The sequence below is a fragment of the Acinetobacter sp. Ac_5812 genome, from assembly GCF_013072695.1.
In the GTDB taxonomy this organism is placed as follows: Bacteria; Pseudomonadota; Gammaproteobacteria; order Pseudomonadales; family Moraxellaceae; genus Acinetobacter.
Genome location: NZ_LXUK01000012.1, coordinates 456,346 through 481,629, shown reverse-complemented (window position 1 = coordinate 481,629; position 25,284 = coordinate 456,346). Strand labels below are relative to the sequence as shown.

At 44.4% G+C, this 25,284-nt stretch carries 18 protein-coding genes; 9 read left to right on the top strand and 9 right to left on the bottom strand.

Features of this window, described 5'->3' with window-relative positions:
• Positions 1 to 26: 26 nt before the first annotated feature.
• The 6 genes from A7P55_RS11280 to A7P55_RS11255 all read right to left on the bottom strand — a co-directional run bounded on the left by A7P55_RS11280 (position 27) and on the right by A7P55_RS11255 (position 7,304).
• Complete coding sequence (locus A7P55_RS11280) at positions 27 to 1,394, bottom strand: MFS transporter (protein ID WP_171552151.1); 1,368 nt, start codon at positions 1,392 to 1,394, stop codon at positions 27 to 29.
• A gap of 90 nt (positions 1,395 to 1,484) precedes the next feature.
• Positions 1,485 to 2,771 carry a DcaP family trimeric outer membrane transporter gene (locus tag A7P55_RS11275; RefSeq protein ID WP_171552150.1) on the bottom strand — a complete coding sequence of 429 codons (1,287 nt, stop codon included), beginning with the start codon at positions 2,769 to 2,771 and terminating at the stop codon, positions 1,485 to 1,487.
• A 277-nt stretch (positions 2,772 to 3,048) separates the two neighbouring features.
• Positions 3,049 to 3,774, bottom strand: coding sequence for a class I SAM-dependent methyltransferase (locus A7P55_RS11270; protein ID WP_171552149.1), 726 nt, complete (start codon positions 3,772 to 3,774; stop codon positions 3,049 to 3,051).
• A 24-nt stretch (positions 3,775 to 3,798) separates the two neighbouring features.
• Complete coding sequence (gene bioB / locus A7P55_RS11265) at positions 3,799 to 4,791, bottom strand: biotin synthase BioB (protein ID WP_171552148.1); 993 nt, start codon at positions 4,789 to 4,791, stop codon at positions 3,799 to 3,801.
• 87 nt (positions 4,792 to 4,878) lie between these two features.
• Positions 4,879 to 6,573 (bottom strand): AMP-binding protein, encoded by a 1,695-nt coding sequence (locus tag A7P55_RS11260; RefSeq protein ID WP_171552147.1) that lies wholly within the window; start codon positions 6,571 to 6,573, stop codon positions 4,879 to 4,881.
• A gap of 113 nt (positions 6,574 to 6,686) precedes the next feature.
• The gene (locus A7P55_RS11255; protein WP_016541043.1) at positions 6,687 to 7,304 is read right to left on the bottom strand and encodes a TetR/AcrR family transcriptional regulator; all 618 of its coding nucleotides are present in this window, start codon (positions 7,302 to 7,304) and stop codon (positions 6,687 to 6,689) included.
• 148 nt (positions 7,305 to 7,452) lie between these two features.
• On the opposite strand from A7P55_RS11255, the gene A7P55_RS11250 reads away from it, so the two are divergent.
• The 5 genes from A7P55_RS11250 to A7P55_RS11230 are packed head-to-tail and all read left to right on the top strand — an operon-like array spanning position 7,453 to position 13,966.
• Positions 7,453 to 8,625, top strand: a complete 1,173-nt coding sequence (locus A7P55_RS11250; RefSeq protein WP_171552146.1) for an isovaleryl-CoA dehydrogenase — start codon at positions 7,453 to 7,455, stop codon at positions 8,623 to 8,625.
• Between the two features lie 24 nt (positions 8,626 to 8,649).
• Positions 8,650 to 10,251 (top strand): carboxyl transferase domain-containing protein, encoded by a 1,602-nt coding sequence (locus A7P55_RS11245; protein ID WP_171552145.1) that lies wholly within the window; start codon positions 8,650 to 8,652, stop codon positions 10,249 to 10,251.
• A 9-nt stretch (positions 10,252 to 10,260) separates the two neighbouring features.
• Positions 10,261 to 11,064, top strand: coding sequence for an enoyl-CoA hydratase/isomerase family protein (locus A7P55_RS11240; RefSeq protein WP_171552144.1), 804 nt, complete (start codon positions 10,261 to 10,263; stop codon positions 11,062 to 11,064).
• 11 nt (positions 11,065 to 11,075) lie between these two features.
• On the top strand, positions 11,076 to 13,067 hold the full coding sequence (locus A7P55_RS11235; protein WP_171552143.1) for an acetyl/propionyl/methylcrotonyl-CoA carboxylase subunit alpha: 1,992 nt from the start codon (positions 11,076 to 11,078) through the stop codon (positions 13,065 to 13,067).
• Positions 13,064 to 13,966 carry a hydroxymethylglutaryl-CoA lyase gene (locus A7P55_RS11230; protein WP_171552142.1) on the top strand — a complete coding sequence of 301 codons (903 nt, stop codon included), beginning with the start codon at positions 13,064 to 13,066 and terminating at the stop codon, positions 13,964 to 13,966. Before A7P55_RS11235 ends, A7P55_RS11230 begins: the two co-directional genes overlap by 4 nt.
• A gap of 231 nt (positions 13,967 to 14,197) precedes the next feature.
• Here the strand turns inward: A7P55_RS11230 and A7P55_RS11225 are convergent, their stop codons facing one another.
• A complete protein-coding gene (locus A7P55_RS11225) occupies positions 14,198 to 15,136 on the bottom strand; it encodes a LysR family transcriptional regulator (RefSeq protein ID WP_171552259.1) in 939 nt (312 codons plus the stop codon).
• A gap of 201 nt (positions 15,137 to 15,337) precedes the next feature.
• On the opposite strand from A7P55_RS11225, the gene A7P55_RS11220 reads away from it, so the two are divergent.
• Both A7P55_RS11220 and A7P55_RS11215 read left to right on the top strand, forming a co-directional pair.
• The gene (locus A7P55_RS11220) at positions 15,338 to 18,811 is read left to right on the top strand and encodes an indolepyruvate ferredoxin oxidoreductase family protein (protein ID WP_171552141.1); all 3,474 of its coding nucleotides are present in this window, start codon (positions 15,338 to 15,340) and stop codon (positions 18,809 to 18,811) included.
• A gap of 319 nt (positions 18,812 to 19,130) precedes the next feature.
• Positions 19,131 to 20,321 (top strand): acyl-CoA dehydrogenase, encoded by a 1,191-nt coding sequence (locus A7P55_RS11215; RefSeq protein WP_171552140.1) that lies wholly within the window; start codon positions 19,131 to 19,133, stop codon positions 20,319 to 20,321.
• 55 nt (positions 20,322 to 20,376) lie between these two features.
• Here the strand turns inward: A7P55_RS11215 and A7P55_RS11210 are convergent, their stop codons facing one another.
• Positions 20,377 to 21,528, bottom strand: a complete 1,152-nt coding sequence (locus A7P55_RS11210; protein WP_171552139.1) for a crosslink repair DNA glycosylase YcaQ family protein — start codon at positions 21,526 to 21,528, stop codon at positions 20,377 to 20,379.
• A gap of 95 nt (positions 21,529 to 21,623) precedes the next feature.
• Positions 21,624 to 22,400, bottom strand: coding sequence for a helix-turn-helix transcriptional regulator (locus A7P55_RS11205; RefSeq protein WP_171552138.1), 777 nt, complete (start codon positions 22,398 to 22,400; stop codon positions 21,624 to 21,626).
• A 149-nt stretch (positions 22,401 to 22,549) separates the two neighbouring features.
• Here A7P55_RS11205 and A7P55_RS11200 point away from each other — a divergent pair, with 149 nt between their 5' ends.
• Entirely contained in the window at positions 22,550 to 23,773 is a 1,224-nt protein-coding gene (locus A7P55_RS11200; protein ID WP_171552137.1) for an MFS transporter, read from the top strand.
• A gap of 319 nt (positions 23,774 to 24,092) precedes the next feature.
• A complete protein-coding gene (locus A7P55_RS11195; protein WP_171552136.1) occupies positions 24,093 to 25,280 on the top strand; it encodes a TCR/Tet family MFS transporter in 1,188 nt (395 codons plus the stop codon).
• The last annotated feature ends 4 nt before the right edge of the window (positions 25,281 to 25,284 follow it).

Here is a 25,284-nt window from a genome sequence, read left to right as displayed (position 1 = left end):
TTTGTTTTATCAATCATGATGCACTGCTATGCTTCACCTGTTTCAGCAATATTTGTCGCAGGATTGACCGTACTTTTACTGCCACTATCTGACTCATGACGTTTCAGCACCAACACCGCAAAAATCGCAATAATGGCTGGAATAGCAATCATCACAAAGTTCAGCTTATGAGGCAGACCTAAGGTCAACAGCATCCCTGTTAGAATCGGCCCGACAATGGCACCGATTCGACCAACCGCAGACGCACAGCCAATCCCTGTCGAGCGTACACTCAATGGATAGTATTGTGCTACATAACTATATAGCAAGATTGAAGTCCCAATGGTTGCAGCCCCTGCGATCGTCACCAAACCATATAAAATATAGGCTGGAGAGTTATAGCCCAAACCAACCAGTGCAAACACCCCTGCAATAAACATGGTTAAAATTACGGGTTTTAAATGGAATTTATCCGAGAGAATTCCACCCAAAATTGCTCCGATCATGGCACCCACATTCAATGCTAGCAGGAATAAAATACTTTTACCCAATGAATAACCTGCTGCCAGCATCAGTTTCGGCAACCAACTACTTAATGCATAGACCATCAGCAAACACATAAAGAATAACAGCCAGAACATCAAAGTACTTAAAGCACGACCCTGTTGAAATAAGGCTTTTGCAGAACTGCCTGTCCCTAAATTATCGTCATTCAAGCATAAGCGTGTCTCAGGGCTTAAGGCCTGCTCTGGGGCAATTTTTTTGATAATGGCATGGGCTTGCGCGGTCTTGCCACTTTTTACTAAAAAGGTCAGTGACTCAGGTAAGAATTTCCATAAAATCGGTAATAGCAATAATGGAATGCCTGCAATCAAGAACATGATTTGCCAACCTTGGCTTTCCACCAGATAGCTTCCTAATAACGCGGAAATAATCCCGCCAATCGCATAGCCACTAAACATACTCCCGACCAAAGTACTGCGCATCCGCTTTGGGGCATATTCAGAGGTTAACGCCACCAGATTTGGCATGACGCCACCAATCCCCAAACCCGCTAAAAAGCGTAACAGACCAAACTCAAACGGAGTCGATGCAAATGCGCCCCAGAAAGTAAAACCACTAAAGAAAGTCACACAAATTAAAATTACTTTTTTGCGGCCAATTTTATCTGCCAAAGCCCCGAATAGCATGGCACCAAACATCATCCCACATAAAGCCGTACTGGCCAGCATACCCGCCTGTACCGCTGTGAGTGACCACTCTTGCATCAAGACAGGCAAAACCACGCCGTAAATAACCAGATCATAACCGTCAAAAATAATAATCAGTAAGCACCAAAGCAAAATGCTCCAGTGAAAAGGGGTAAATTTTGCGTGGTCAATAATTGCATTGACATTCAACGTCGATGTTGCCATTTAATCATCTCCTCTATGAGATAAATTCTTGTTCATTTTTAAAAAGACATACTGCACCCTAAAGAAAAAACAGATTATTCAAGGTCTTGATTAAAAATCGTAACTCGCCATCATATTGAAGCGGTTATCAATCCCTTTACGCCCCTCAAAGGTTTCACGTTCGCCATAGACATACTCCACCCCCAAGGTAATCGGTTTATAGGGGTTGTACATGGCATTGATCCAGCCCTGCCAAAGTTCTTTGTTTTGAGTCAGGTTGGTTTTCTGGATTTGGGCAAAGGTGTTGTCATCCTTGGCTTTCATATAGCCGTATCCCAAGGTAGAACGAAGCTGTGAATTAAATTGATGAGTTAAACCTGCTGAAATAGTATCGAATTCATTGCTATGAATATGATTTTTGTCATCAATCACATAGCTGTTATTGGTCCAAAGCAGGAAACGGCCATCACCTTTGACATGGTAATAATCGGCTTTCAAGAAGGTTTGTGGTGTTAACTGGTATTTACCGCCGAGCCCCACACCCCATGCCCATTCTTCATCATTACTGGTTTTTTTCTCAGCCATAAAGGTTCGGCCAGACAACAAGGAACCATTTTCAAATTTATGGTTCAACCGCCCAACTAAAGCAGGCAATCGCATTTCATTATCAGGGTCTGAAGTTGCGGTGTATTTTGGATCCTCAATCGCCACAGCAAAACTGGTATTGGCTGATAGATTATCGCTATAACGAATCAACGGAGAGCGTTGTAATGCGCCACCGACATAAGTCCCTGCATCAATCGTTTCTGGATAGTATTCAGGGGCAATAAAAGTTGACCAAGTCTGACCAATCAACCATTTATCAAAGGTTAAATAGGCATGGCGAATACGGAATTGATCGCGTGTGCTGCCACCAAAGAAATCCATTTCCAACTTGCCACCGACATCGCCAGCGGCTGTCGGCGTTTTAAAATTCAAACCTAAACGGGTGACGTTAACCGTTGAATGCAAACGATCTTTTTGTTGAGCTTCCTCGGCAGTATGTTCCAGTGGTACGCCACTGATATTGTTATACATGGTCGATGCACCTTTGGCCTGATAAGAGGCATCGGCCCGGATATAACCATATAAACTAACTTCTGCTCCCGCTTTACTGATATTCAGTTTAGGCGCCTGTGTTTCAGTCACTTGCGGTGTAGCAGCTACGGTGACTGGAGCCGTCGACTGGGCTGGAACAGGCTGCTTTACATACTGTTGCAGCATCGCTCGCAACTCTTGAACCTCCTGTCGGAGCTGGGCAATTTCAGTACTTTCAGTTCCCGAATAAGCAGAGGACATGGCCGTTAAAACACCCACAGCCAACATGCTTTTTTGTACCGTTAAAATAAAATTTTTCATTGAAATCAATTTCCTTTTCAACTGATCTTAAAACCCGTTTTAAGATCATTCTTTGTTTGTGTTTTATCCTTTGTCGTACAGAAGTACCACATCACATTTTTTATTCTAAAAACCTCAAACCATTGATTTATTTAATCTTCACCTCCTATTTTCAATCTACTTTCGTTCACTTTGACTTTTTTTCAAGACAGCGAAGCCTAGCAGCAGCGATATGGGCCACTATTAAAAAACGGTTTTTAAACTAAAAATATTAAATTGCTGTTTTCTGTTGAATTCCTTATTGAGCGAAAACGACCTTGCCAGAATGTTCCGAGGTCAAGATATCGTCCTGTTTTTTCTGGGCAATCAGTCCCTGATAGATTAAAACTTGGCTAAAACAATGCACCTGTGCAAAACCTGTCCGCTGAAGCAGTTGCTGATAATCGTCAAAAGCGAGCGTAAAAAAGTCTTGTCCCAAACGCTCCATCATGGCTTGGCTCTGTTCTACACTTAAGCCATTGCTTTGACATAGCAATGGCAAGGCTTGAAATTGCAGAGGGTCTTCAACTGCCATTAGATCGTAAGTAATTAGAAGTCCTTTGGCTCTTAAGCGCTTTGAAATCTCTGCAAAAAAATCTGATTTCAGCGCATGCGGTACAAAATGCGCAACCAAGATCGACAGTGCTGCATCAAATTTTGGCTGTGTAGGCAATGCTGCTGTTTCGCCATGAATGAATTGCACACGCTCTGACTGTCCAAGCTGCTGAATCAGTGCTTGGGCTTTCTGCAACATACTTAAAGAAGGATCAACTGCCGTAAATCTCCAAGTTGGATGCCTATTCAGTAAATATTCAAGCTCATAGCCTGTGCCACAACCGACAATTAAAATCTGTGCATCTGCACTTAAAGCGGACTGTAAAATCGCATCGACTTGTTGATGCATCAGCGCATAACCTGGAATCAGACGACGGATATGATCGTCATAGCGTTCCACCACTTTCTGACTGTTAAAATCTTTTGCCATTTGATCCTCTACTTTTAAAAAGCTTTAAACGGTTAGCATCGCATCAACTGATAACTGCTTTATAGAAGGTTTGCTTGCTTCTATTTTTAAGCCTAGTTTTTGAAATAAAGCTTGGTCACGATTTTCACCGGCATTGGCAGTGGTTAACAACTTTTCACCAGAGAAGATAGAATTAGCACCGGCCACAAAAGCCAAGGCTTGATCGGAATCGGTTAATGCTTCGCGCCCAGCCGAAAGTCGAATGTAACTTTGCGGCATAAGCAGTCGTGCCACCGCAATGGTCCGAATCCATTCAGTTACATCCAGTTTTTCTACTTGAGCCAAAGGTGTCCCTTCTATCGGGACCAGCATATTAATCGGTACAGACTCTGGATGTAGCGGCAAAGTCGCTAACTCATGTAAAAGACCAATCCGATCCTCTCGGCTTTCACCTAAACCGACAATACCACCACTACAGACTTTCAACCCTGCCTGACGAACATGGTCTAGTGTATCCAGTCGATCATCAAAAGTTCGGGTACTGATAATGTGGGAATAATATTCACGCGAGGTATCCAGATTATGGTTGTAATAATCTAGACCAGCCTCTTTTAAACGCTCCGCCTGAGAGGCATTCAGCATGCCCAAGGTCATACAAGTTTCCAACCCTAAAGCTTTGACCTCGCGCACCATGTCCAATACATAAGGCATATCGCGCTCATGCGGATTGCGCCATGCGGCACCCATACAAAAACGAGATGCGCCTGAAGCCTTGGATTTTTGTGCCTCTTGAATGACTTTCTCGACCGCAACGCGTTTTTCTGCTTCCAGTTTTGAATCATAACGCGCTGATTGCGAACAATACTTGCAATCTTCGGGGCATTTGCCAGTCTTAATAGAGAGTAAAGTACTGACCTGAATCGTATTCGCAGCAAAATATTGTCGATGTAACTGTTGCGCCTGAAACAGCAAATCTAAAAAAGGCTGCTCATACACAGCCTGTATTTCCGCACGTGACCAATCATTTCTAATCTTCATTTCTTGATCCTGACATCCTATGTTTAGATAACAACCACGACATCAAAGCTCCTCCTCAATCTCAATGTACAAAGGAGGAATACGTTTTTAATCAAAAATTTCAGCAGTCAAATTCAGCTCTGCCCGCATGATTTCCTGCAATTTAAATTTCTGTGCTTTGCCTGATGCGGTCATCGGGAACTCAGCAAAAAATTTAACGTAACGTGGCACTTTATTATGTGAAATATGCTCTTTGCAGAAACTGCGGATACTGTCTTCATTGCTTTGATGATGCTCGTGTAAAATGATGCAGGCACAGAGCTCCTCCCCATAACGCATATCGGGCAAACCAATCACTTGCACATCGCAGACATCGGGATGGGTATATAAAAAGTCTTCGATTTCTTTTGGAAATAGATTTTCCCCCCCGCGAATGACCACATCTTTAATTCGGCCTTTGATTTTGACAAAGCCTTCATCGTCCATTTCAGCAATATCACCCGTGTGCATCCAACCCGCTGCGTCGATGACTTCTTTGGTTTTTTCAGGCTCATCCCAATACCCCGCCATGACTGAATAACCACGTACACAAAGTTCACCGAGTGTCCCTAGCGGAACGATTTCACCCTCTAAATCAACAATTTTGACTTCCAAATGTGGATGAACATGCCCCACCGTGCTGACTCGTTTATCAATTGAATCATCAATATAACTTTGCATACTGACTGGAGAGGTTTCGGTCATACCATAACAGATGGTAATTTCTGACATATGCATGCGGTCAATCACACGCTGCATGATTTCTCTCGGACATGGACTGCCTGCCATGATACCGGTACGCAAACTGCTCAAATCAAATTCGGCAAATTGCTCATGTTCCAAAATGGCAATAAACATGGTCGGCACACCATAGGCCGCCGTACATTTTTCCTGCTCAATGGTTTTTAAGCTTTCCAACGGATTAAACACGGACGCAGGATAAACCATGGTTGCACCATGAGTAATACAGGCCAGATTGCCCATCACCATGCCGAAACAATGGAATAAAGGCACTGAGATACAGACGCGATCTTGGGGCGTTAAGCCAATCCCTTCACCAACAAAATAACCATTATTCAGAATATTATGGTGGGTCAACATGGTTCCTTTCGGATTGCCTGTTGTGCCTGAGGTAAATTGGATATTGATGGTTTCATCAAACTGCAATTGTTTGGCTAAGCGCTGCAACTCATCGAGCTGAGATTGATTCGGTGTTTCAAGCAAATCACGAAAACGATGGATGCCGGTATGCTGCTGCTCATCAATTTTGATCACATATTTTAAATGTGGTAAACGGGCTGAATGGAGCACTTCATCGGAACTAGATGTCAGCTCAGGTGCAATCTTAGTGAGTAATTCTTGATAATCTGTAGTCTTGAACTGTGAGGCAATGATCAAGCCTTTGCAGGAGACTTTATTGAGTACATATTCCAGTTCATGACTTTTATAGGCGGTATTCAGATTCACCAAAATAATGCCAGCTTTAAACGCGGCAAATTGGGTCACGGTCCATTCCGCACAATTCGGCGACCAGATCGCCAAGCGATCCCCTTTTTTCAAACCCAGCTTGAGCAGACTACAGGCAAATGCATTCACTTCATGCTGTAGTTCTTTGTAGCTTAAGCGTCGGTTCTGATGTGAACTGACAATCGCCTCTTGCTCAGCATATTGCTGGCAGGCTTGATCAAATTTATCTCCAATCGTCATCCCCAACAAGGGCTGCGAGCTGGTTCCAGAGGCATAGCTTAACCGTACGTGTTGCATTGAATCATTCTCCTTGATTCTTTTTTAATTCTGTTCTTACCTGATCTAATTGTTGTGACTGCAACTACTCTTCAAACTGCCTATTGTTGTGATGCTAAACCGTTCTGTCTGCCCTACTTTTTCTGTACTGCATCCACACAAAAGTCAGCAATCTGTTTAGAAAAATAGTCTTTGTGCGTCTGATCAAACTTGGTATTTTGAGCAGGGTCTAGAGGTTCAACCACCACATAGGTCATCGCACCGACCACACACATGGCGGTTGTGTTTAAGTCATCCAAAACAAACTCGCCACTTGCATTTCCATCTGCAAGGATTTTTTTAATACTTTGTTTCATCAGCTGCTTTACCCGAAAACGCTCATGTTCCACACTTGAATCCACAGGTTCAAACATCAGTGAATAGGCCAACTGCGGACTGTTCAAGGCCCGTTTGACAAAGGTTGCAACTGCTTTATGCAACTTCTGTTGCGCGGTCAGATCACTTTCTGTAATGGCATCAATCACCAACAACTCGGTGTTGATGGCTTCTGACAAGACTTCAATCAGTACCTGACTTTTATTGTCAAAGTAGCGATAAACCAAACCACTTGAGACTCCTGCTTGCTCAGCAATGGTTTGTATCTGTGCGTCTTTGAATCCTCCCTCTGAAATTAATTTTCTGGCTGAACTCAAAATCGATTTGCGATTTTGTTCCATCCGCTCCTGCATTAAAGTTGATCGTTTATAGCTCATAAATTTTATTCTCTAACAAATAAAGTGAATTGTAAATCATTTTATGAATCTCTATTCACTTTTTTAAAAATTCATTGTAAGGTAGTTCATAAGCACACACAACAACGCTTAATGGAACAACAAATATAATCACTGGGATGACAACATAATGAACCTACGTAGCTTGAACTTTGGACTAGATGAAACGTTAATTGCTCTACAAGATTCAGTTGCTGCATTTTGTGCCAAAGAAATTGCACCAATTGCTCAGCAAGTTGATCAAGACAATAAATTCCCTGCCCATCTTTGGAAGAAATTTGGCGATATGGGATTGATGGGCTTAACCGTTTCTGAAGAATATGGCGGCACCAATCTAGGCTATCTAGCACATATCATCGTGTTGCAAGAAATTTCGCGTGCATCCGCCTCTATTGGTCTTTCTTACGGCGCACATTCTAACTTGTGTATTAACCAGATTAACCGCAATGGTAGCGAGCAACAAAAGCAAAAGTATTTACCCAAGCTGATTTCAGGTGACTTTGTTGGTGCTTTAGCCATGTCTGAACCCAACGCAGGTTCGGATGTGGTCAGTATGAAACTACGTGCTGAACAAAAAGGCGATCATTTTGTTCTCAATGGTTCAAAAATGTGGATCACCAATGGCGGTGATGCTGATGTACTCGTTGTTTATGCCAAAACGGATCCACATGCAGGTGCCAAAGGCATGACTGCCTTCCTGATCGAAAAAAACATGCCGGGCTTTAGCCATGGTAAGCACCTAGATAAGTTGGGTATGCGCGGTTCTAATACCTATCCACTATTTTTTGACAATGTTGAAGTCCCTGCTGAAAACGTACTCGGTGGTGTTGGCAACGGGGCCAAAGTACTGATGAGTGGTCTGGACTATGAACGTGCGGTTTTAAGTGCTGGCCCGCTAGGCATTATGGACGCCTGCCTAGATGTAGTGATTCCCTACCTACATGAACGTGAACAATTTGGTCAGGCCTTGGGTGAATTTCAATTGATGCAAGGCAAACTGGCCGATATGTATTCCACTTGGCTGGCTTGTAAAGCCTTGGTTTATGCGGTTGGTGCAGCCTGTGACAAAGCCGACCATGACCGTAGCTTACGTAAAGATGCTGCCAGTGCAATCCTATATGCAGCAGAAAAAGCCACATGGATGGCAGGTGAAACCATTCAAACCCTCGGTGGCAATGGGTATATCAATGAATTTTCGGCTGGTCGTTTATGGCGTGATGCCAAACTTTATGAAATTGGTGCAGGAACTTCAGAAATTCGCCGCATGCTGATTGGCCGCGAACTGTTTAATGAAACCAAATAATAACCATAAATCAGGATGCAGCTTATGAACCAATTACACAGCAAAATTAATGTTCGAAGTGAAGACTTCAAAACCAATCAACACGCCATGCAAACATTGGTCAGCGATCTGAAACAAGTGGCTCAAAAAGTAGCTTTAGGTGGTGGCGAAAATGCCCGTCAAAAACATTTGGCCAGAGGCAAACTTTTACCACGTGACCGTATTGACCAACTGATTGATGTCGGCACGGCTTTTTTAGAAATTGGTCAGTTGGCTGCTTATAAGGTGTATGAAGATGACATTCCTGCTGCGGGCGTGATCGCAGGGATTGGCCAGGTCAATGGTGTGACCTGCATGATCGTCGCCAACGATGCAACCGTCAAAGGTGGTACCTATTATCCATTGACGGTGAAAAAGCATTTACGTGCGCAGGAAATTGCTGAGCAAAATCATTTGCCGTGTATTTATCTGGTGGATTCAGGCGGTGCATTCTTACCGATGCAAGATGAGGTGTTTCCTGATCGCGATCATTTCGGCCGTATTTTCTATAATCAAGCACGGATGTCGAGCCAAGGTATCGCCCAAATTGCGGTAGTGATGGGCAGCTGTACCGCTGGTGGTGCATATGTGCCAGCCATGTCGGATGAAACCATTATTGTGCGTAATCAAGGTACGATTTTCCTCGGTGGCCCGCCACTGGTCAAAGCAGCAACAGGTGAAGTAGTTAGCAGTGAAGATTTGGGTGGTGGTGATGTACATACCCGCCTGTCAGGGGTTGCCGATCATTTGGCTGAAAATGATGAACATGCGCTTGCGATTGCCCGTAACATCGTCGCCAATCTGAATAAAAAACCAACTGAATTAAACAAACAGATTGATGAACCACTATTTGATGCATCGGAACTTTATGGCGTTGTCCCGAGTGATGCACGTAAACCTTTCGATGTCCGTGAAGTGATTGCGCGTATTGTTGATGGATCACGTTTTGATGAATTTAAAGCCCGTTTTGGTTCGACCCTGATTACAGGTTTTGCTTCGCTTTACGGGATGCCAGTTGGCATTATTGCCAATAACGGCATTCTGTTTTCCGAGTCTGCGCAAAAAGGGGCACATTTTATTGAGCTGTGTACCCAACGCAATATTCCATTGTTATTTATCCAAAACATCACCGGCTTTATGGTGGGTCGTCAATATGAAAATGAAGGCATTGCCAAAAATGGTGCCAAATTGGTGATGGCAGTTGCCACAGCCAATGTACCGAAACTAACTCTGATTATTGGGGGTTCTTTTGGTGCAGGCAACTATGGCATGTGTGGCCGCGCTTACTCGCCACGCTTTTTATGGACATGGCCAAACTCTCGTATTTCGGTGATGGGTGGTGAACAGGCTGCCAGTGTACTCTCAACCTTGAAACGTGATCAGATTGAGCAAAAAGGTGCACAGTGGTCAGCACAGGAAGAAGATGAGTTTAAACAACCGATTCGTGAACAATATGAGCACCAAGGCCATCCGTATTATGCCTCTTCCCGTCTCTGGGATGACGGCGTGATTGACCCTGCTCAAACTCGTCATGTGCTGGGGCTAAGCCTTGCTGCCGCATTAAATGCACCAATTCAGCCAACCAAATTTGGCGTGTTCCGCATGTAAGAGGTGTCTATGAGCTATCAATTTTTACAACTGGAACAACATGGTCAAGTGGCTTATGTGTGGTTAAACCGACCAGAACTGCACAATGCGTTTAATACGACGGTGATTGAAGAATTACATGCCTGCTTTAACAGCTTAAATACGCGTGATGATGTGCGTGTGGTGGTCTTGGCAGGACGGGGTAAAAGCTTTTCAGCAGGTGCTGACCTAAACTGGATGAAACAGGCAGGTCAAGCTTCGTCAGCAGAAAATGAAGCCGACGCGCTCAAACTTGCACAAATGCTAAATGCACTCGCGACCTTAAAGCAACCGACACTTGCGCGTGTGCATGGCATTGCCTTTGGTGGTGGCATGGGGTTGGCCTCGGCTTGTGATATTTGTATCGCCAGTACTGATGCCAAATTTGCCACCTCAGAAGTTCGACTTGGCCTTGCGCCCTCTACCATCAGTCCCTATGTGATTGGTGCGATTGGAGCACGACAGGCTTCGCGTTATTTCTTAACTGCGGAACGGATCTCAGCACGGGAAGCTAAACAGATTGGCTTGGCTCATGAAGTCGCAGATGCAGAAGACTTAGACCAGAAAGTTCAAGAAATTATTGATGCACTGTTACTCGGTGGCCCGCAGGCTCAGTCTGCATCAAAACAATTGATTCAAATGGTGAGTAACCAGACCATGAACAATGACTTGCTGCAACAGACAGCACAGCATATTGCTCAAGTTCGTCAAGGCAGCGAAGCCAAAGAAGGTTTGAATGCCTTTTTAAATAAACAACAGCCTGCATGGGTTTCACACTCGAATAACAACAATTAAGGACGATCATCATGTTTGAAAAGATTTTAATTGCGAACCGTGGCGAGATTGCCTGCCGTGTGATTCGTACCGCAAAAAAACTTGGTATTGCAACGGTTGCGGTTTATTCTGATGCAGATGCCAATGCACAACATGTCAAAATGGCGGATGAAGCGATTTATATTGGGCAATCCCCTGCCACACAAAGTTATTTACAGGTAAATCGTATTATTCAGGCGGCGATTGATACAGGCAGCCAAGCGATTCACCCAGGTTATGGTTTCCTCTCTGAGAATGACCAGTTTGCACTCGCTTGCCAGCAACATAATATTTGCTTTATTGGCCCACCTGTCGATGCGATTTTAGCCATGGGTCTCAAAGCGACCTCTAAAGCCTTGATGGAAAAAGCAGGTGTGCCATTAACACCGGGTTATCACGGAACCAATCAAGAGGCCGAGTTTTTAAAACAACAAGCCGATGCAATTGGCTATCCTGTGCTGATCAAAGCCAGTGCTGGCGGTGGTGGCAAAGGTATGAGCTTGGTTGAACGTAGTGAAGATTTCTTACAGTCCTTAGCCTCGTGTAAACGTGAAGCCAAATCCAGTTTTGGCAATGACGATGTATTGATTGAACGCTATGTGATTCAGCCTCGGCATATTGAAGTACAAGTGTTTGGCGATACGCACGGGAACTATGTACATTTATTTGAACGTGATTGTTCGGTACAACGTCGTCATCAAAAAGTACTTGAAGAAGCTCCTGCACCGCAAATGCCAGCTGAAAAACTGGATGCCATGCGTCAGGCTGCGATTGATGCTGCCCGTGCAGTGGATTACGTCGGTGCAGGAACAGTCGAGTTTATTGTGGAACAGGATGGTACCGCCTATTTCATGGAAATGAACACTCGCCTGCAAGTCGAACATCCTGTCACCGAAATGATTACCGGTGAAGATCTGGTGGAGTGGCAACTGCGTGTCGCTGATGGTGAACCGCTACCAAAACTGCAACATCAATTACAGATTCATGGTCATGCACTTGAAGCACGTATTTATGCCGAAGAACCCGAAAAAGGCTTCTTACCTGCCATCGGCAAAATTGACTATTTACATTACCCAACGCAAAACCAGTTTGTGCGGGTCGACAGTGGCATTGTAGAAGGTGATGAAATCACCACCTATTACGATCCAATGATTGCCAAATTGATCGTTTGGGGTAAAAACCGTGAAGCAGCTTTGATCCAAATGCAACATGCACTCAGTCAATTCCACGTTGATGGTCTAGGGAACAACATTGCCTTTCTGCAAAAGATTGTTCGTTGTGATTCATTTAAACAGGCCAAACTGGATACCAATCTGATTCAGCGTGAACATGATTTCTTGTTCCATCCAGAGCAAATTAAGCCTGAGTTGGTGGTCAGCACCGCCTTTATCGAATTCCTGAGTAAACTCGACAACAATCGCGCTAGCCAAAAACAATTATGGCAAGCACAAGCGTTATGGCGTTTAAATATTGCGTTCCAGCAAAAAATTAAACTGAACTATTTAGACCAAAACATTCACATCAAGCTGAGTTCGGCTGAGCATGGTTTTAATGCTGAATATAACGGCGAAAGTTATCAGATTTCTGGACAATTGCTGGATGCACATACAGCAGTAATTCATCTGAATGGTACCCAACAGAAATTGTCTTTTAACCAGAGTCCGCAAGGCATCACCCTCTTCCATAACGGACAAAGCCATAAATTTGGCTATATTCACCAAAATTATCATCAGGACGATAGCCAAGCAGACCAAGGACACCTCAAAGCACCCATGCCGGGTGTGGTGACTCAGGTTTTGGTCGGTGCCAATCATAACGTGAAAAAAGACGATATCCTGATGACACTTGAAGCCATGAAAATGGAATACACCATTCGAGCACCGCAAGATGGCGTAATTGTGGATGCCTATTTTCAAGTGGGTGATCAGGTCAAAGCTGGCGATGAACTGGTGGAATTTCAGCCTGTACAGGAGGAAGTTGCATGAGTGAATTTGTCAAAATCGTGGAGGTTGGACCCCGAGACGGTCTGCAAAACGAAAAACAGGCGTTAAGCGTCGAACAACGCCTGAATTTTATTCATGATTTGATTGCTGCTGGCTTGAAATCGATTGAGGTCGGTTCCTGTGTGTCTGCCAAATGGGTGCCGCAAATGGCGCAAAGCGATGAGTTGTTTAAGCAGCTGCCCCAGACAACCGATGTGCAATTTAGTTTGCTCACACCGAACATCAAAGGTTTTGAAACTGCTCAAGCGGTAGGATGCAAAGAAGTTGCAGTGTTTACCGCAGCTTCTGAAAGCTTTACCCGTAAAAATATTAATTGCTCGATTGATGAAAGCTTTGAAAAGTTTGCCGATGTCATGAGTGCAGCCAAAGCACAAAATATTCGTGTCCGTGGATATGTCTCTTGTATCGTGGATTGCCCCTATGAAGGTGCGATTGCGCCTGAGCAAGTGACGAATGTGGTGAAACGACTGTATGACATGGGCTGCTATGAAGTCTCTTTGGGTGAAACCATTGGGACCGCCACACCAGATCGTGTCGCAAAAGTCTGGCAAGCTTGTCTAGCTGAACTCGACAGTAAGATTTTGGCAGGACATTTTCACAATACCTATGGCATGGCGATTGCCAATATTTATCAGTCCTTACAACAAGGCATTCGTGTATTTGATTCTTCATTAGCTGGATTGGGTGGTTGCCCTTATGCCAAAGGTGCTTCAGGCAATGTCGCTACCGAAGATCTGTTCTATTTGCTCTCGCATATGGGCTTTGAAACAGGCATTGATTTAGAAAAGCTGATGCAGGCCAGCCAAAATATTAGTCATGTACTCAACCGAAAAAGCTTATCGAATTATGCCAATGCGTATTGGCAGACAAAATGTGCTTAGTTAAATCTAGATTCGGATTCACTTATCGTTTGGCAACAGACTTACTCAATTCAGCTTGTACAACGGATCAGGTCACATCTTTATCTCGTTCTATTTAAGAATTGAGATTAAATTCCTCATGCAATTTATTTAAAAATATATTATTCCTCTCTGTAGAAAATGCCTCTTCCTAAAGAAGCATTTTTTAATTTTAATTCTTATTATTCTTTTTCTAACCCTTTATCAAATTACTTATAAAAAATAATCCGTATCTTGCTGTATTTTTGGTGAAATATGCTGTTCGACCCATTCCAACCATGCCCGTGTTTTTGCATCCACAAAATGACGAGATGGCAATAAGGTATACACCCCAATATCAGGTGATCGCCAAGCAGGTAAAATACGGCGCAATCGCCCTGCCCGAATTGCATCAATCGATGAAAAGGTTGGCAATAAAGCAATGCCCATATCTTGCTGTACCACATCCAGCAGCAATTCAGGTGTATCCGCAATTAACGGCCCAGTGATATCAATCTGATAAGAACAGCTGTTTTCACTGACCAGATGCCATTGTGGCGTAATTGACGGATTGACCAAACGTAAACAGGCATGCTTTTGCAAATCATCCAAGGATTGAGGTACACCATACTTTTCCAGATAGGCAGGCGATGCGCATAACACCGAAAAAATCGTACCAATTCGACGCGCGACAAATCTTGAGTCAGCTAATGACTCGGTGAGATACAAACTGACATCAATCCCTTTGCCTAATAGATCAGGTACATTTTGCGAAGTGCGATATTCAACAGTCAGTTCAGGGTAGCTTTGACAAAACTCCGCCATCATCGGTGCCAGATAATGATGGCCAAAACTGGCCATACTCAGCACCCGCAACCGCCCCTGCGGTTTGGCAGCCATACCCATGGCTTGTGCTTCGGATTCCTCGACCATCGCCAGTACTTGGCGACACTGCTCGGCATAGTTTGCACCAATTTCAGTCAAGGCATGCTGTCTGGTCGAGCGTTGTAGGAGTTTTGTACCTAAACGCCCTTCTAATTCACTAATTAATCGAGAAACCTGCGCTGTTGTGAGATCCATCTGCTCCGCGGCAGCCGTGAAACTCCCGCTATCAATCACTTTCAGGAAGGCATGCATGGCATGTAGCAATCCACCATCAAGATTTTTGCGCATAACGTAAATATCTTTTTCTAAATTACGCATTGTTGCACCAGTCTGGATCAACCACAATGACAAATATGTACATTGATTGAGCAGTTTTTTTAATTACGCAGCCACTTAATCTTTTGCTTCAGATGTACTTACTCCAAATATTCAACCGGATGTTGAAAAAAGAAAGTAGTCAAAACTACATACAATTCTAAGGAGACATAAATGAATATAGCGACAAAAGTTACTCCAAAAATGATCGCTACTAAAGATGTATCACTGGATGATAAATATATCAGTGATCACGGTTCAGCCTACATGACAGGCATACAAGCACTGGTTCGCTTACCTCTGGCACAGACTCGCCGTGATGAGCTGAATGGGTTGCACACTGCTGGTTTTATTTCGGGTTATCGTGGTTCACCTGTCGGCAACTATGATAATTTTCTTTGGCAAATTGGAGGCATACTTAAAGATCACAATGTCGTCTTTCAACCCGGTATCAATGAAGACCTCGCGGCGACTGCCATTTGGGGCACACAACAAGCCAACCTCGCAGGTCAGGGCAAATATGATGGTGTTACTGCATGGTGGTATGGTAAAGGTCCAGGTGTAGACCGTTCAGGCGATGTACTTCGCCATGCCAACCTAGCAGGGACTGCCGAACATAGTGGCGTAGTTGCCCTGTTTGGGGATGATCATTCCTGTAAATCGTCTACCGTTCCCCACCAATCTGAACATGTAATGATGGGTTGTGGTATTCCAATTTTCTATCCAACTTCGGTGCAACACATTCTCGATCTCGGCGTCCACGCGGTGGCCATGTCACGTTTTGCTGGTGTATGGACCTCAATGAAACTGGTCAGTGAAATTGTGGAAACTTCGGCTTCGGTCATTGTTGACCTCGATCGTGTCACCCCTGTTTTACCCAAAATCGAGCTACCCGCCGACGGCATCCATATTCGCTGGCCAGATCATGGCATTCAACAAGAACAACGGCTATATCAATATCGCTTACCTGCGGTGTTGGCCTATGCCCGCGCCAATCAATTGAATCAGATCACATGGCCGTGTGAGCATGCTCGTATCGGTATTGCAGCCAGTGGTAAAGGCTATCTCGATACCATTGAAGCCTTGCGCATCCTCGGCATTGAAAATGAAACCGCGCAACAACTGGGATTACGGGTTTATCAGGTTGCACTGATTTGGCCATTAGAACCCCAAGGTCTGCGTGAATTTGCCGAAGGTTTACAAGAACTGATTGTGGTCGAAGAAAAACGTCCAATTCTTGAAGCACAAATTAAAGACGAATTGTATTCCCTACCTGATGAACAGCGTCCACATGTGATCGGCAAAGCACCTCACGGTAAAGGTGAATGGAGTACCTCATTTGAGGAAGCTCCATTGATTGGTCATTACGAGTTCCAACCTGAACCGATTGCCAAAATGTTGACAGCACGGTTTTTACAGTTAGATTTGCCTGAAAGTTTAAGACAGCAAATCCAGAGTCGTGTCGATTTACTGCATAAAGCTGAGCAAGAATCACGCCGCGTACTAGATTTGGCCGAGCGTAAACCGTATTTCTGTAGCGGTTGTCCACATAATACCTCGACAGTCGTACCAGAAGGTAGTCGTGCACTGGGTGGCATCGGTTGTCACTATATTGCGGTGTCACTAGATCGCGGCACCGAAACCTTCTCGCAAATGGGCGGTGAGGGTGTCAGTTGGGCGGGTGCATCACATTTCACCAATGAAAAGCATATTTTTGCCAATCTCGGTGATGGTACCTACTTCCATTCAGGCTATCTCGCGATTCGACAAGCCATTGCAGCCAATATCAACATCACCTATAAAATCCTCTATAACGATGCGGTCGCTATGACTGGTGGTCAGCATGTAGATGGACACCTCAGTGTCGCGCAACTGACTCGCCAGCTCGATGCAGAAGGTATTAAAAAACAAGTGATTGTCACGGATGAACCTGAGCTGATCCATGCTGAAGAGCACCTTGCGCCACATGTCGAAATCCGCCATCGCAATGATCTTGATGCAGTACAACGTGAGTTACGTGATATTTCGGGTGTCACCGCTTTAATTTATGTGCAAACCTGTGCCAGTGAAAAACGCCGTCGCCGTAAACGTGATGCTTACCCTGACCCAGCTGAACGCCTTTATATCAATAGTGACATTTGTGAAGGCTGCGGTGATTGTTCTAAAAAATCGAATTGCCTATCGATTGAACCTGTCGAAACCGCTTTGGGTACCAAGCGTCAGATCAATCAAAGCAGCTGTAATAAAGACTTCACCTGTGTCGAAGGCTTCTGCCCAAGCTTTGTCACCGTGCATACCCGTGATATGAAACGCCCCGCCAAGTTTGAAGGTTTTGCGACAGGTTGGCCTGAACGCCCCGTCATTCCTCAACTTGTTGATATGCCGAATCGTATTATGGTCGGTGGTGTTGGCGGTACAGGCGTAGTCACTGTCGGTGCTTTACTGGGGATGGCAGCCCATTTGGAAGGCAAAGCCACCCGTGTCATGGACATGGCGGGACTGGCGCAAAAAGGCGGTACGGTGTATTCCTATATTCAAATTGCCGCAGATGATACGCAAATTTCCTCAACTAAAATTCCAGAACATCAATGTGATCTATTAATTGGTGCCGATGCCATTGTGGCGGGCAGCAATGCCGCACTATCTCGCTTAAAACAAGATGCAATGGTGATCGTCAATGAAGATGGTTCACCGACCTCTGACTTTATTAACAAACGTGACTGGTACGCACCGATTAATGATTTAATCGATCGTCTGCGCGGCCGTGTCCAACAAGGGAAACTGGTCTCTCTACCCGCTGCTCGCATTGCAACACAGGTTTTAGGTGATGCCATCTATGCCAATCAACTGCTCTTGGGGATGGCTTGGCAATCAGGGCAAATTCCACTGTTACGTGAAAGTATTGAAAAAGCCATTCAACTGAATGGAACGGCGATTGACAAAAATCTTGAAGCCTTCCGTATTGGTTGTCATCTCGCCAGCGATCCAAACTTAGTCACTGCTTTACTCGCCAGTCTGCCAAAAAGCAATGCGCCGCAAACACTCAGTGAACTCATCGATGACCGTACTACGCGTCTGCAAGGCTATTGGAATGAAGCCTATGCGGATCGCTACAGAATGCTGTTAGAACAAGTGGCTAAATTGCTACCTGAAGCATTGGCAACTACCATTGCAACCCAACTGTATCGAGTCATGGCCTATAAAGATGAATACGAGGTTGCCCGCTTGTTAACAGGTGCAAACTTTAAAAAATCAATCGAATCACAATTCGGAAGTGGTGTCCGTCTCTCCTATCATCTTGCACCACCGACCTTGGGGACCGATCAAAAGATCCGTAAACGTATCTTTGGCTACTGGATGCGCTTTCCAATGATGTTGCTGGCACGCTTACAATGGCTAAGAGAAAGCTTCTTCGATCCATTTACTCGTCAGCAAGAGCGTCAACAAGAGCAAGCATGGCGTGATCGTTACATCGCCTTTGTTGAAACCCTGATCTCATCGCCAAATAGTTATAATTTGGCTATTGCAGAACAGATTTCCGAACTACCTGCTGAAGTGCGTGGCTTTGGACATATCAAAATGCAGGCCATGCAAGTCGCAAACCAACGCTGGGATGAGCTATCAAAAGAGCTCAGTAATAAAGGCTAAAATCTAATACCTCACTGACTGAGTATATTCAAGAAAAGATCTACTCAGTCAGCTGATTAAAAATCAACATCGCTCTGGATCGGTATCGCATCTGTTTGATGGCATGTTAATCCAGACGCATTGTAAAAATCCCAGAGCTAACAAACCCTAAATTCAATAGACGATAAACCCAGAATAGAGCACGCATCGAATAGAAATTTAATTGATGCATTCCCCAAATAAGTTAAAGTATCTCTACTTAACTTGAATGCACTTGAACGCTCAAGTTAAAAAAACTACTGACAAGAAATTGCAAAAAACAATGATCAAGGAATAAACAATGAGCCGCCTCGAGTTTCAGTGGAATGACCCTTTTTTAATTGAACAACAACTAAGTCAAGAAGAACGCATGATTCGTGATACAGCCCATGCTTTCTGCCAAGACCAGTTAATGCCACGGGTACTTGATCAATTCCGTCATGAAACAACCGATCCGCACATCTTTAAGGAAATGGGTGAATTAGGCCTGCTCGGACCCACCATCCCAGAACAATATGGCGGTGCTGGCTTAAATTATGTGAGTTATGGTCTGATTGCCCGTGAAATTGAGCGCGTGGACTCGGGCTATCGCTCAATGGCCAGTGTGCAAAGTTCGTTGGTGATGGTTCCCATTCATGAATTCGGGACTGAACAGCAAAAGCAAAAATACTTGCCCAAACTTGCGTCAGGTGAATGGATTGGCTGCTTTGGTCTAACCGAACCAGATCATGGTTCAGATCCAGGCAGTATGGCCTGTCGCGCCAAAAAAGTAGCAGGTGGCTATCGTTTAACTGGCGCCAAGATGTGGATTACCAACAGTCCGATTGCGGATGTATTTGTGGTGTGGGCCAAAGAGCTTTCGCCTGAAGGCAATGTCGGCCCGATTCGCGGCTTTATTTTAGAAAAAGGCTGGCAAGGGCTTTCTGCGCCTTCAATTCACGGTAAAGTCGGCTTAAGAGCATCTATTACAGGTGAAATTGTGATGGATCAAGTCTTTGTTCCTGAAGAAAATGCATTTCCAGACGTTCGTGGTTTAAAGGGCCCTTTCACCTGCTTGAACAGTGCCCGTTATGGTATTGCTTGGGGCGCCATGGGTGCAGCCGAGTTTTGCTGGCATACTGCACGCCAATACACACTGGATCGAAAGCAATTTGGCAAGCCACTGGCTGCCAACCAACTGATTCAAAAAAAATTAGCCGACATGCAAACAGAAATTGCGCTCGGCCTACAGCTTGCCCTTCGTTTTGGTCGAATGAAAGATGATGGTATTGCCTCAGTTGAAGCGACCTCTCTGATTAAACGTAATAACTGTGGTAAGGCCTTGGAGATTGCCCGTTTGGCGCGAGATATGTTGGGCGGAAACGGAATCAGTGATGAATTTGGTGTCGCCCGTCATCTGGTTAATCTTGAAGTTGTGAATACCTATGAAGGCACCCATGATGTGCATGCCTTGATCTTAGGTCGCGCCCAGACAGGGCTCGCAGCATTCTAAAGCGCTAAGTGACGACTAAAATAAAACGGCGAGCATCGACGTTAGATGGCTCGCCCTATCGCATCTTGATCTTATCTAGGTCAATAGTTGTACACTGATTAAATTGGGCGAAACATTGTAATTCTCGTTCTAATGCAAGCAAAAACTCATCTCGATTTCGCATATTGGCATCTTCTAAATGCAAACTTATCACTTCTAATCTTTGTTCACGACGATGCACTTTACAGTCGATTCGTCCAACAAAATCATCTGCATAAAGCAACGGTAAGCAAAAATAACCATATTGTCGTTTGACCGCAGGTACATAGCATTCAATGCGATAATCAAAGTCAAATAAGCGACTTAAACGTTCCCGATGAATCACCAGATTATCAAACGGAGATAAGATTTTAACCTCCGCTTCAATCTTGGGTTCATGTTCCAACACGGCGCTGGCCACATAAACCGTTTGCCCACTTTCCAGCTTGATCATATTGATCACACCTGCATCAATCTGTTCGTCCAAGAGTTTACGCATGATGTCACGTAAATCTTTATTGGTTTTTAAATGCAGCAATTGCTTCCAGGTAAATACGCCATGGGCACGTATGGTGGTATCTAATAAATACTGTGCATATTCCTGTAAAGTCGGTGTGCTTACATCAATACCTTGCGGTATACAACGTTCGGTCAGGTCATACACCTTCTCCATGCCATTACGTTCACAGATCATTAAATCACCTTGCATGAATAACTGTTCAATTGCCTTGCGACTCGGTCCAGCATTCCACCAGCTTGCTAATCCTTCCCGTTTTTCCTTCTGCATATTTCTGAGTCGGATTCTGCCTTCGGCTTTCACCTGAGCCAGAATTTCATGCATCAGTTTCTGATCACCTCTTGAAAAATAACGGCTTTCTCCATTACGAATAGAATGCATTAACGGCATGGCATAGCGATAATCCCGCATCGGTAAATAGGATGCTGCATGGGCCCAATGTTCAAAAATCAGTTGATCTTGTACCAGTTGATTTAAATGACCCAATTGGTAATTGGGTACTCGACTCCACAGCACATGATGATGGGCGCGTTCCACCACTGAAATGGTATCAATTTGCACATAGCCCAGATGTTCAATGGCTTGTTGTGTACCAAATAAGCCCCCACCAAATCGATTGTTTTTTTCTAAACCTTGATGAGATAAAGCCAAGCGTTTTAATAATGAAATCATAATATTGTCATTTAAATCATATTTTATCGATCAAGAGAGATGAAGCTGCAATAAATGCAGTTATTCAAATTAACACAATTATGCCAATCCCTTGTTTATTTTCCTTGTATATAAAAACGAGGCGCCACACCCAAAGAACGTTTAAAGGCTGCGGTAAAAGCACTGCTACTGCTATAACCCAACTCGATTGCGACGCAGGTAATGGATTGCCCCAACTCCATACGGGTCAACGCATTGAGTAAACAGGCTTGCTGGCGCCAGTTACTAAAGCTCATCCCCGTTTGCTGCCGAAAAATTCGTGTAAAGTTACGGCGGCTCATGCCAACCTGTGCTGCAATTTGATCAAGATCATCGTCCAAGTTAGGTGCTTTTAACAATTGCAGGCATAAGGCGGCTAACCGTGGTTCTTGCGGCAAGGGCGCATTTAAAGGCAGTTCAGGCATCAGTGCAATTTCTGCAATGATTAATCGCATGAGATAATCATCTCGGCTACCCAACACATATTCAACAGGCAAATCAACCGCGGTCGATAATAGCTCATGCAATAAAGGGGACACGTTGATCACTGCACAATAGGCTGGCAAGCCTGCCGCATTTGCGATTTCAGGGAGAATATAGGCACTACGGGTTTTGGTGATCCCACCCATGTGTACTTCATGGTCAATCCCTGCTGGAATCCAAAGTGCACGTTTCGGTGGCACCACCCAACTGCCAGTAGCGGTAATGACCGTTACGACCCCTGTAATCGCATACAGACATTGACCTCGACGATGGCGATGACTCGCCAGCAGATGACCATCAGCATAATCATTGCCCGTGGCCATCACTTCACGCGCCACATCCTGATAATCGTTGACCTGAATATTACGCATTGCCCTTCCTTAAAAATGGCCTGAACTCGACACTATCTGTCCCAAATATGATTGTGGGCCGATTTCTATTCAGTTTAGGATAAAAACACTGAAAAACAAACCTCTTTCAGCAGCACCATTTCAAGCTGATATAACGTGTTGGAGCAATCATGGCAAGCAATACAGGCACTCTTGAGAATGCATTTCCGCAAGAGCAATTTCCCCCCAATGATCAACCGCAGAAATTCGTGTTACGTGTTGTCGGCGCAGTTGCTTTTGCCCATCTATTAAATGATTCAATTCAAGCCGTAGTCACTGCAAGTTATCCGATGTTAAAAGCCGAATTTTCCTTAAGTTTTGCTCAAATCGGCTGGATTGCCTTGGTCTATCAAATTACCGCATCCTTATTACAACCTTGGATTGGGCTATATACCGATAAACATCCAAAACCCTATTTATTGCCGATGGGTATGGCAGCCACACTCATCGGCATTGGCTTGATGGCGATTGCAGCAAGCTTCCACAGCTTATTATTTGCTGCTGCACTGATTGGGGTAGGTTCATCGACTTTTCATCCTGAAGCCTCTCGCATCGCCCGTACTGCGTCTGGCGGACGTTTTGGTACAGCACAATCGATGTTTCAGGTTGGCGGCAATACCGGTTCTGCGATTGGGCCATTAATGGCTGCGGCTGTGATTATTCCAAATGGACAAGGTGCTATTGGCCTCTTTGTTTTAGTTGCTGCTTTGGCGATTTTCGTTTTATTACGTGTCACCAAATGGGTGGTCAATCAAGCACCTGTACAACGTGCTGCCAGTCAACCGGCCATTTCTACCTTGACCCGTAAACTAGTGATTCAGGCCATGGCCGTGATTTGTGTGTTGATGTTTGCCAAATTTATCTATATCGCGGCCATTACCAATTATTTTACTTTCTATCTGATTGAACGTTTTAATGTTTCTATTCAAACCTCTCAGCTGTATCTATTTATATTTTTAGGCGCAGTGGCACTGGGTACTTTTGCGGGCGGCTCTATCGGTGATCGGATCGGTCGTAAAGCTGTGATTTGGGTGTCCTTCTTGGGTGTTGCACCATTTGCCTTGATGTTGCCTTATGTTGGTCTTACTGGAACAGCGATCCTAGCAATTGTGATTGGTTTAGTCATATCCTCTGCTTTCTCTGCCTTGGTGGTGTATGCTCAGGAAGCCTTGCCTGGTCGTGTCGGTATGGTTGCTGGCTTGATGTTTGGACTGATGTTCGGGATCGGCGGGATTGGGGCAGCGGGACTGGGGCATTTGGCCGATACTCATGGTATTGTTTGGGTCTATAAACTCTGCTCATTCCTGCCTTTATTAGGTTTTATGACTGCGTTCTTGCCGAATACTAAAAAATAATCCATCACTCAATAACTGCAGCATAGCAACAGGCCTGCTGCAGTTCTGAGTGATCAACATGATCTTGTTTCTCTGCACGTTTAAGTGCTAGAATTTTAGCCATCGTTGGAACTTGCTAGATTCCTTCGTTTTCATTGTTACGATAAAAAAAACCGCGAAAAATTGATGTTGATATTTTTTCATTCGCGAAAAATATCACATCAACACATATCCCAATCATTAAGATTCGGTCAGCGTTCATCAGGGCTTGAGTTGTTATCAGGCATCGTTAACAGGTTCTCACAGTATTTCTGTGCCTGCTTTTTCGATAGGACGCTTTATGAATCGCTCTCTATTTATTATTTTTTCGACCATTGCTTTAGATGCAATTGGCATCGGGCTGATTTTTCCAATCTTACCCGCCTTACTTCAAGATATTACACATAGTCATCAGACTGCATTATACATTGGTCTGCTCGGCAGTCTCTATGCCGCCATGCAATTCCTCTTTTCACCTGTACTCGGCGCATTGAGTGACCGATTTGGACGGCGACCGATTCTGCTGCTGTCATTGGCAGGTTCAACAATCAACTACACTTTCTTGACCTTTTCACATAGTCTGGTGCTGCTATTGATCGGTCGAATCATTGCAGGCATGAGCAGTGCCAATATGTCAGTTGCTTCCGCCTATCTTGTTGATATAACCAAACCAGATCAACGTGCCAAATACTTTGGGCTCATGAGCGCGATGTTTGGTGCAGGTTTTATTATTGGACCAATCCTTGGAGGTTTGCTGGGTGACTACTGGCTCAGGCTGCCCTTTATCATCGCAGCCACTCTTTCAGGTCTCAACTTTTTACTGGCCTATTGGGCATTGCCTGAGTCAAAAACAACCGGGCTCTCAAACAATGCTGTTTCGAGTCTGAATCCATTTAAAGCCTTTACCTCGCTTCGATCAATCCCGAATATACGTCCCTTAATTGCCACCTTTTTTATCTTGAGTGGCACAGGTGAAGCTTATGCAGTGTGCTGGGCGCTTTGGGGACATGCTACCTTTCAATGGAACGGTTTTTGGGTGGGTCTATCTTTAGCTGCTTTTGGTTTATCTCAAATGCTGGTTCAAGCCTTTATTCCTCAACATGCCTCCAGACGATTTGGGGATCGAAACACCGTCCTTATCGGAATAAGTTGCTCTTGTATTGCATTATCCATCATGGCTTTTGCTCAACAAGCTTGGATCATTTTTATCATCATGCCACTTTTCGCCTTAGGCAGTATCGGTACCCCGTCATTACAAGCCTTGGCTTCGCAAAAAGTTTCACCAGAACAACAAGGCCAATTTCAAGGCATTATTGCCTCTACAATCAGCTTGGCCTCCATGTTTGCACCACTGTTATTTTCTACACTGTATTTTCAATTTCAATCCAAATGGCCGGGTGCAATCTGGCTAAGTGTAGTCATTATTTATTTACTTGCGCTGCCTATTCTGATTCGCAGTCTCAAGCCAAACATACAACCCTCAAAATGACAAA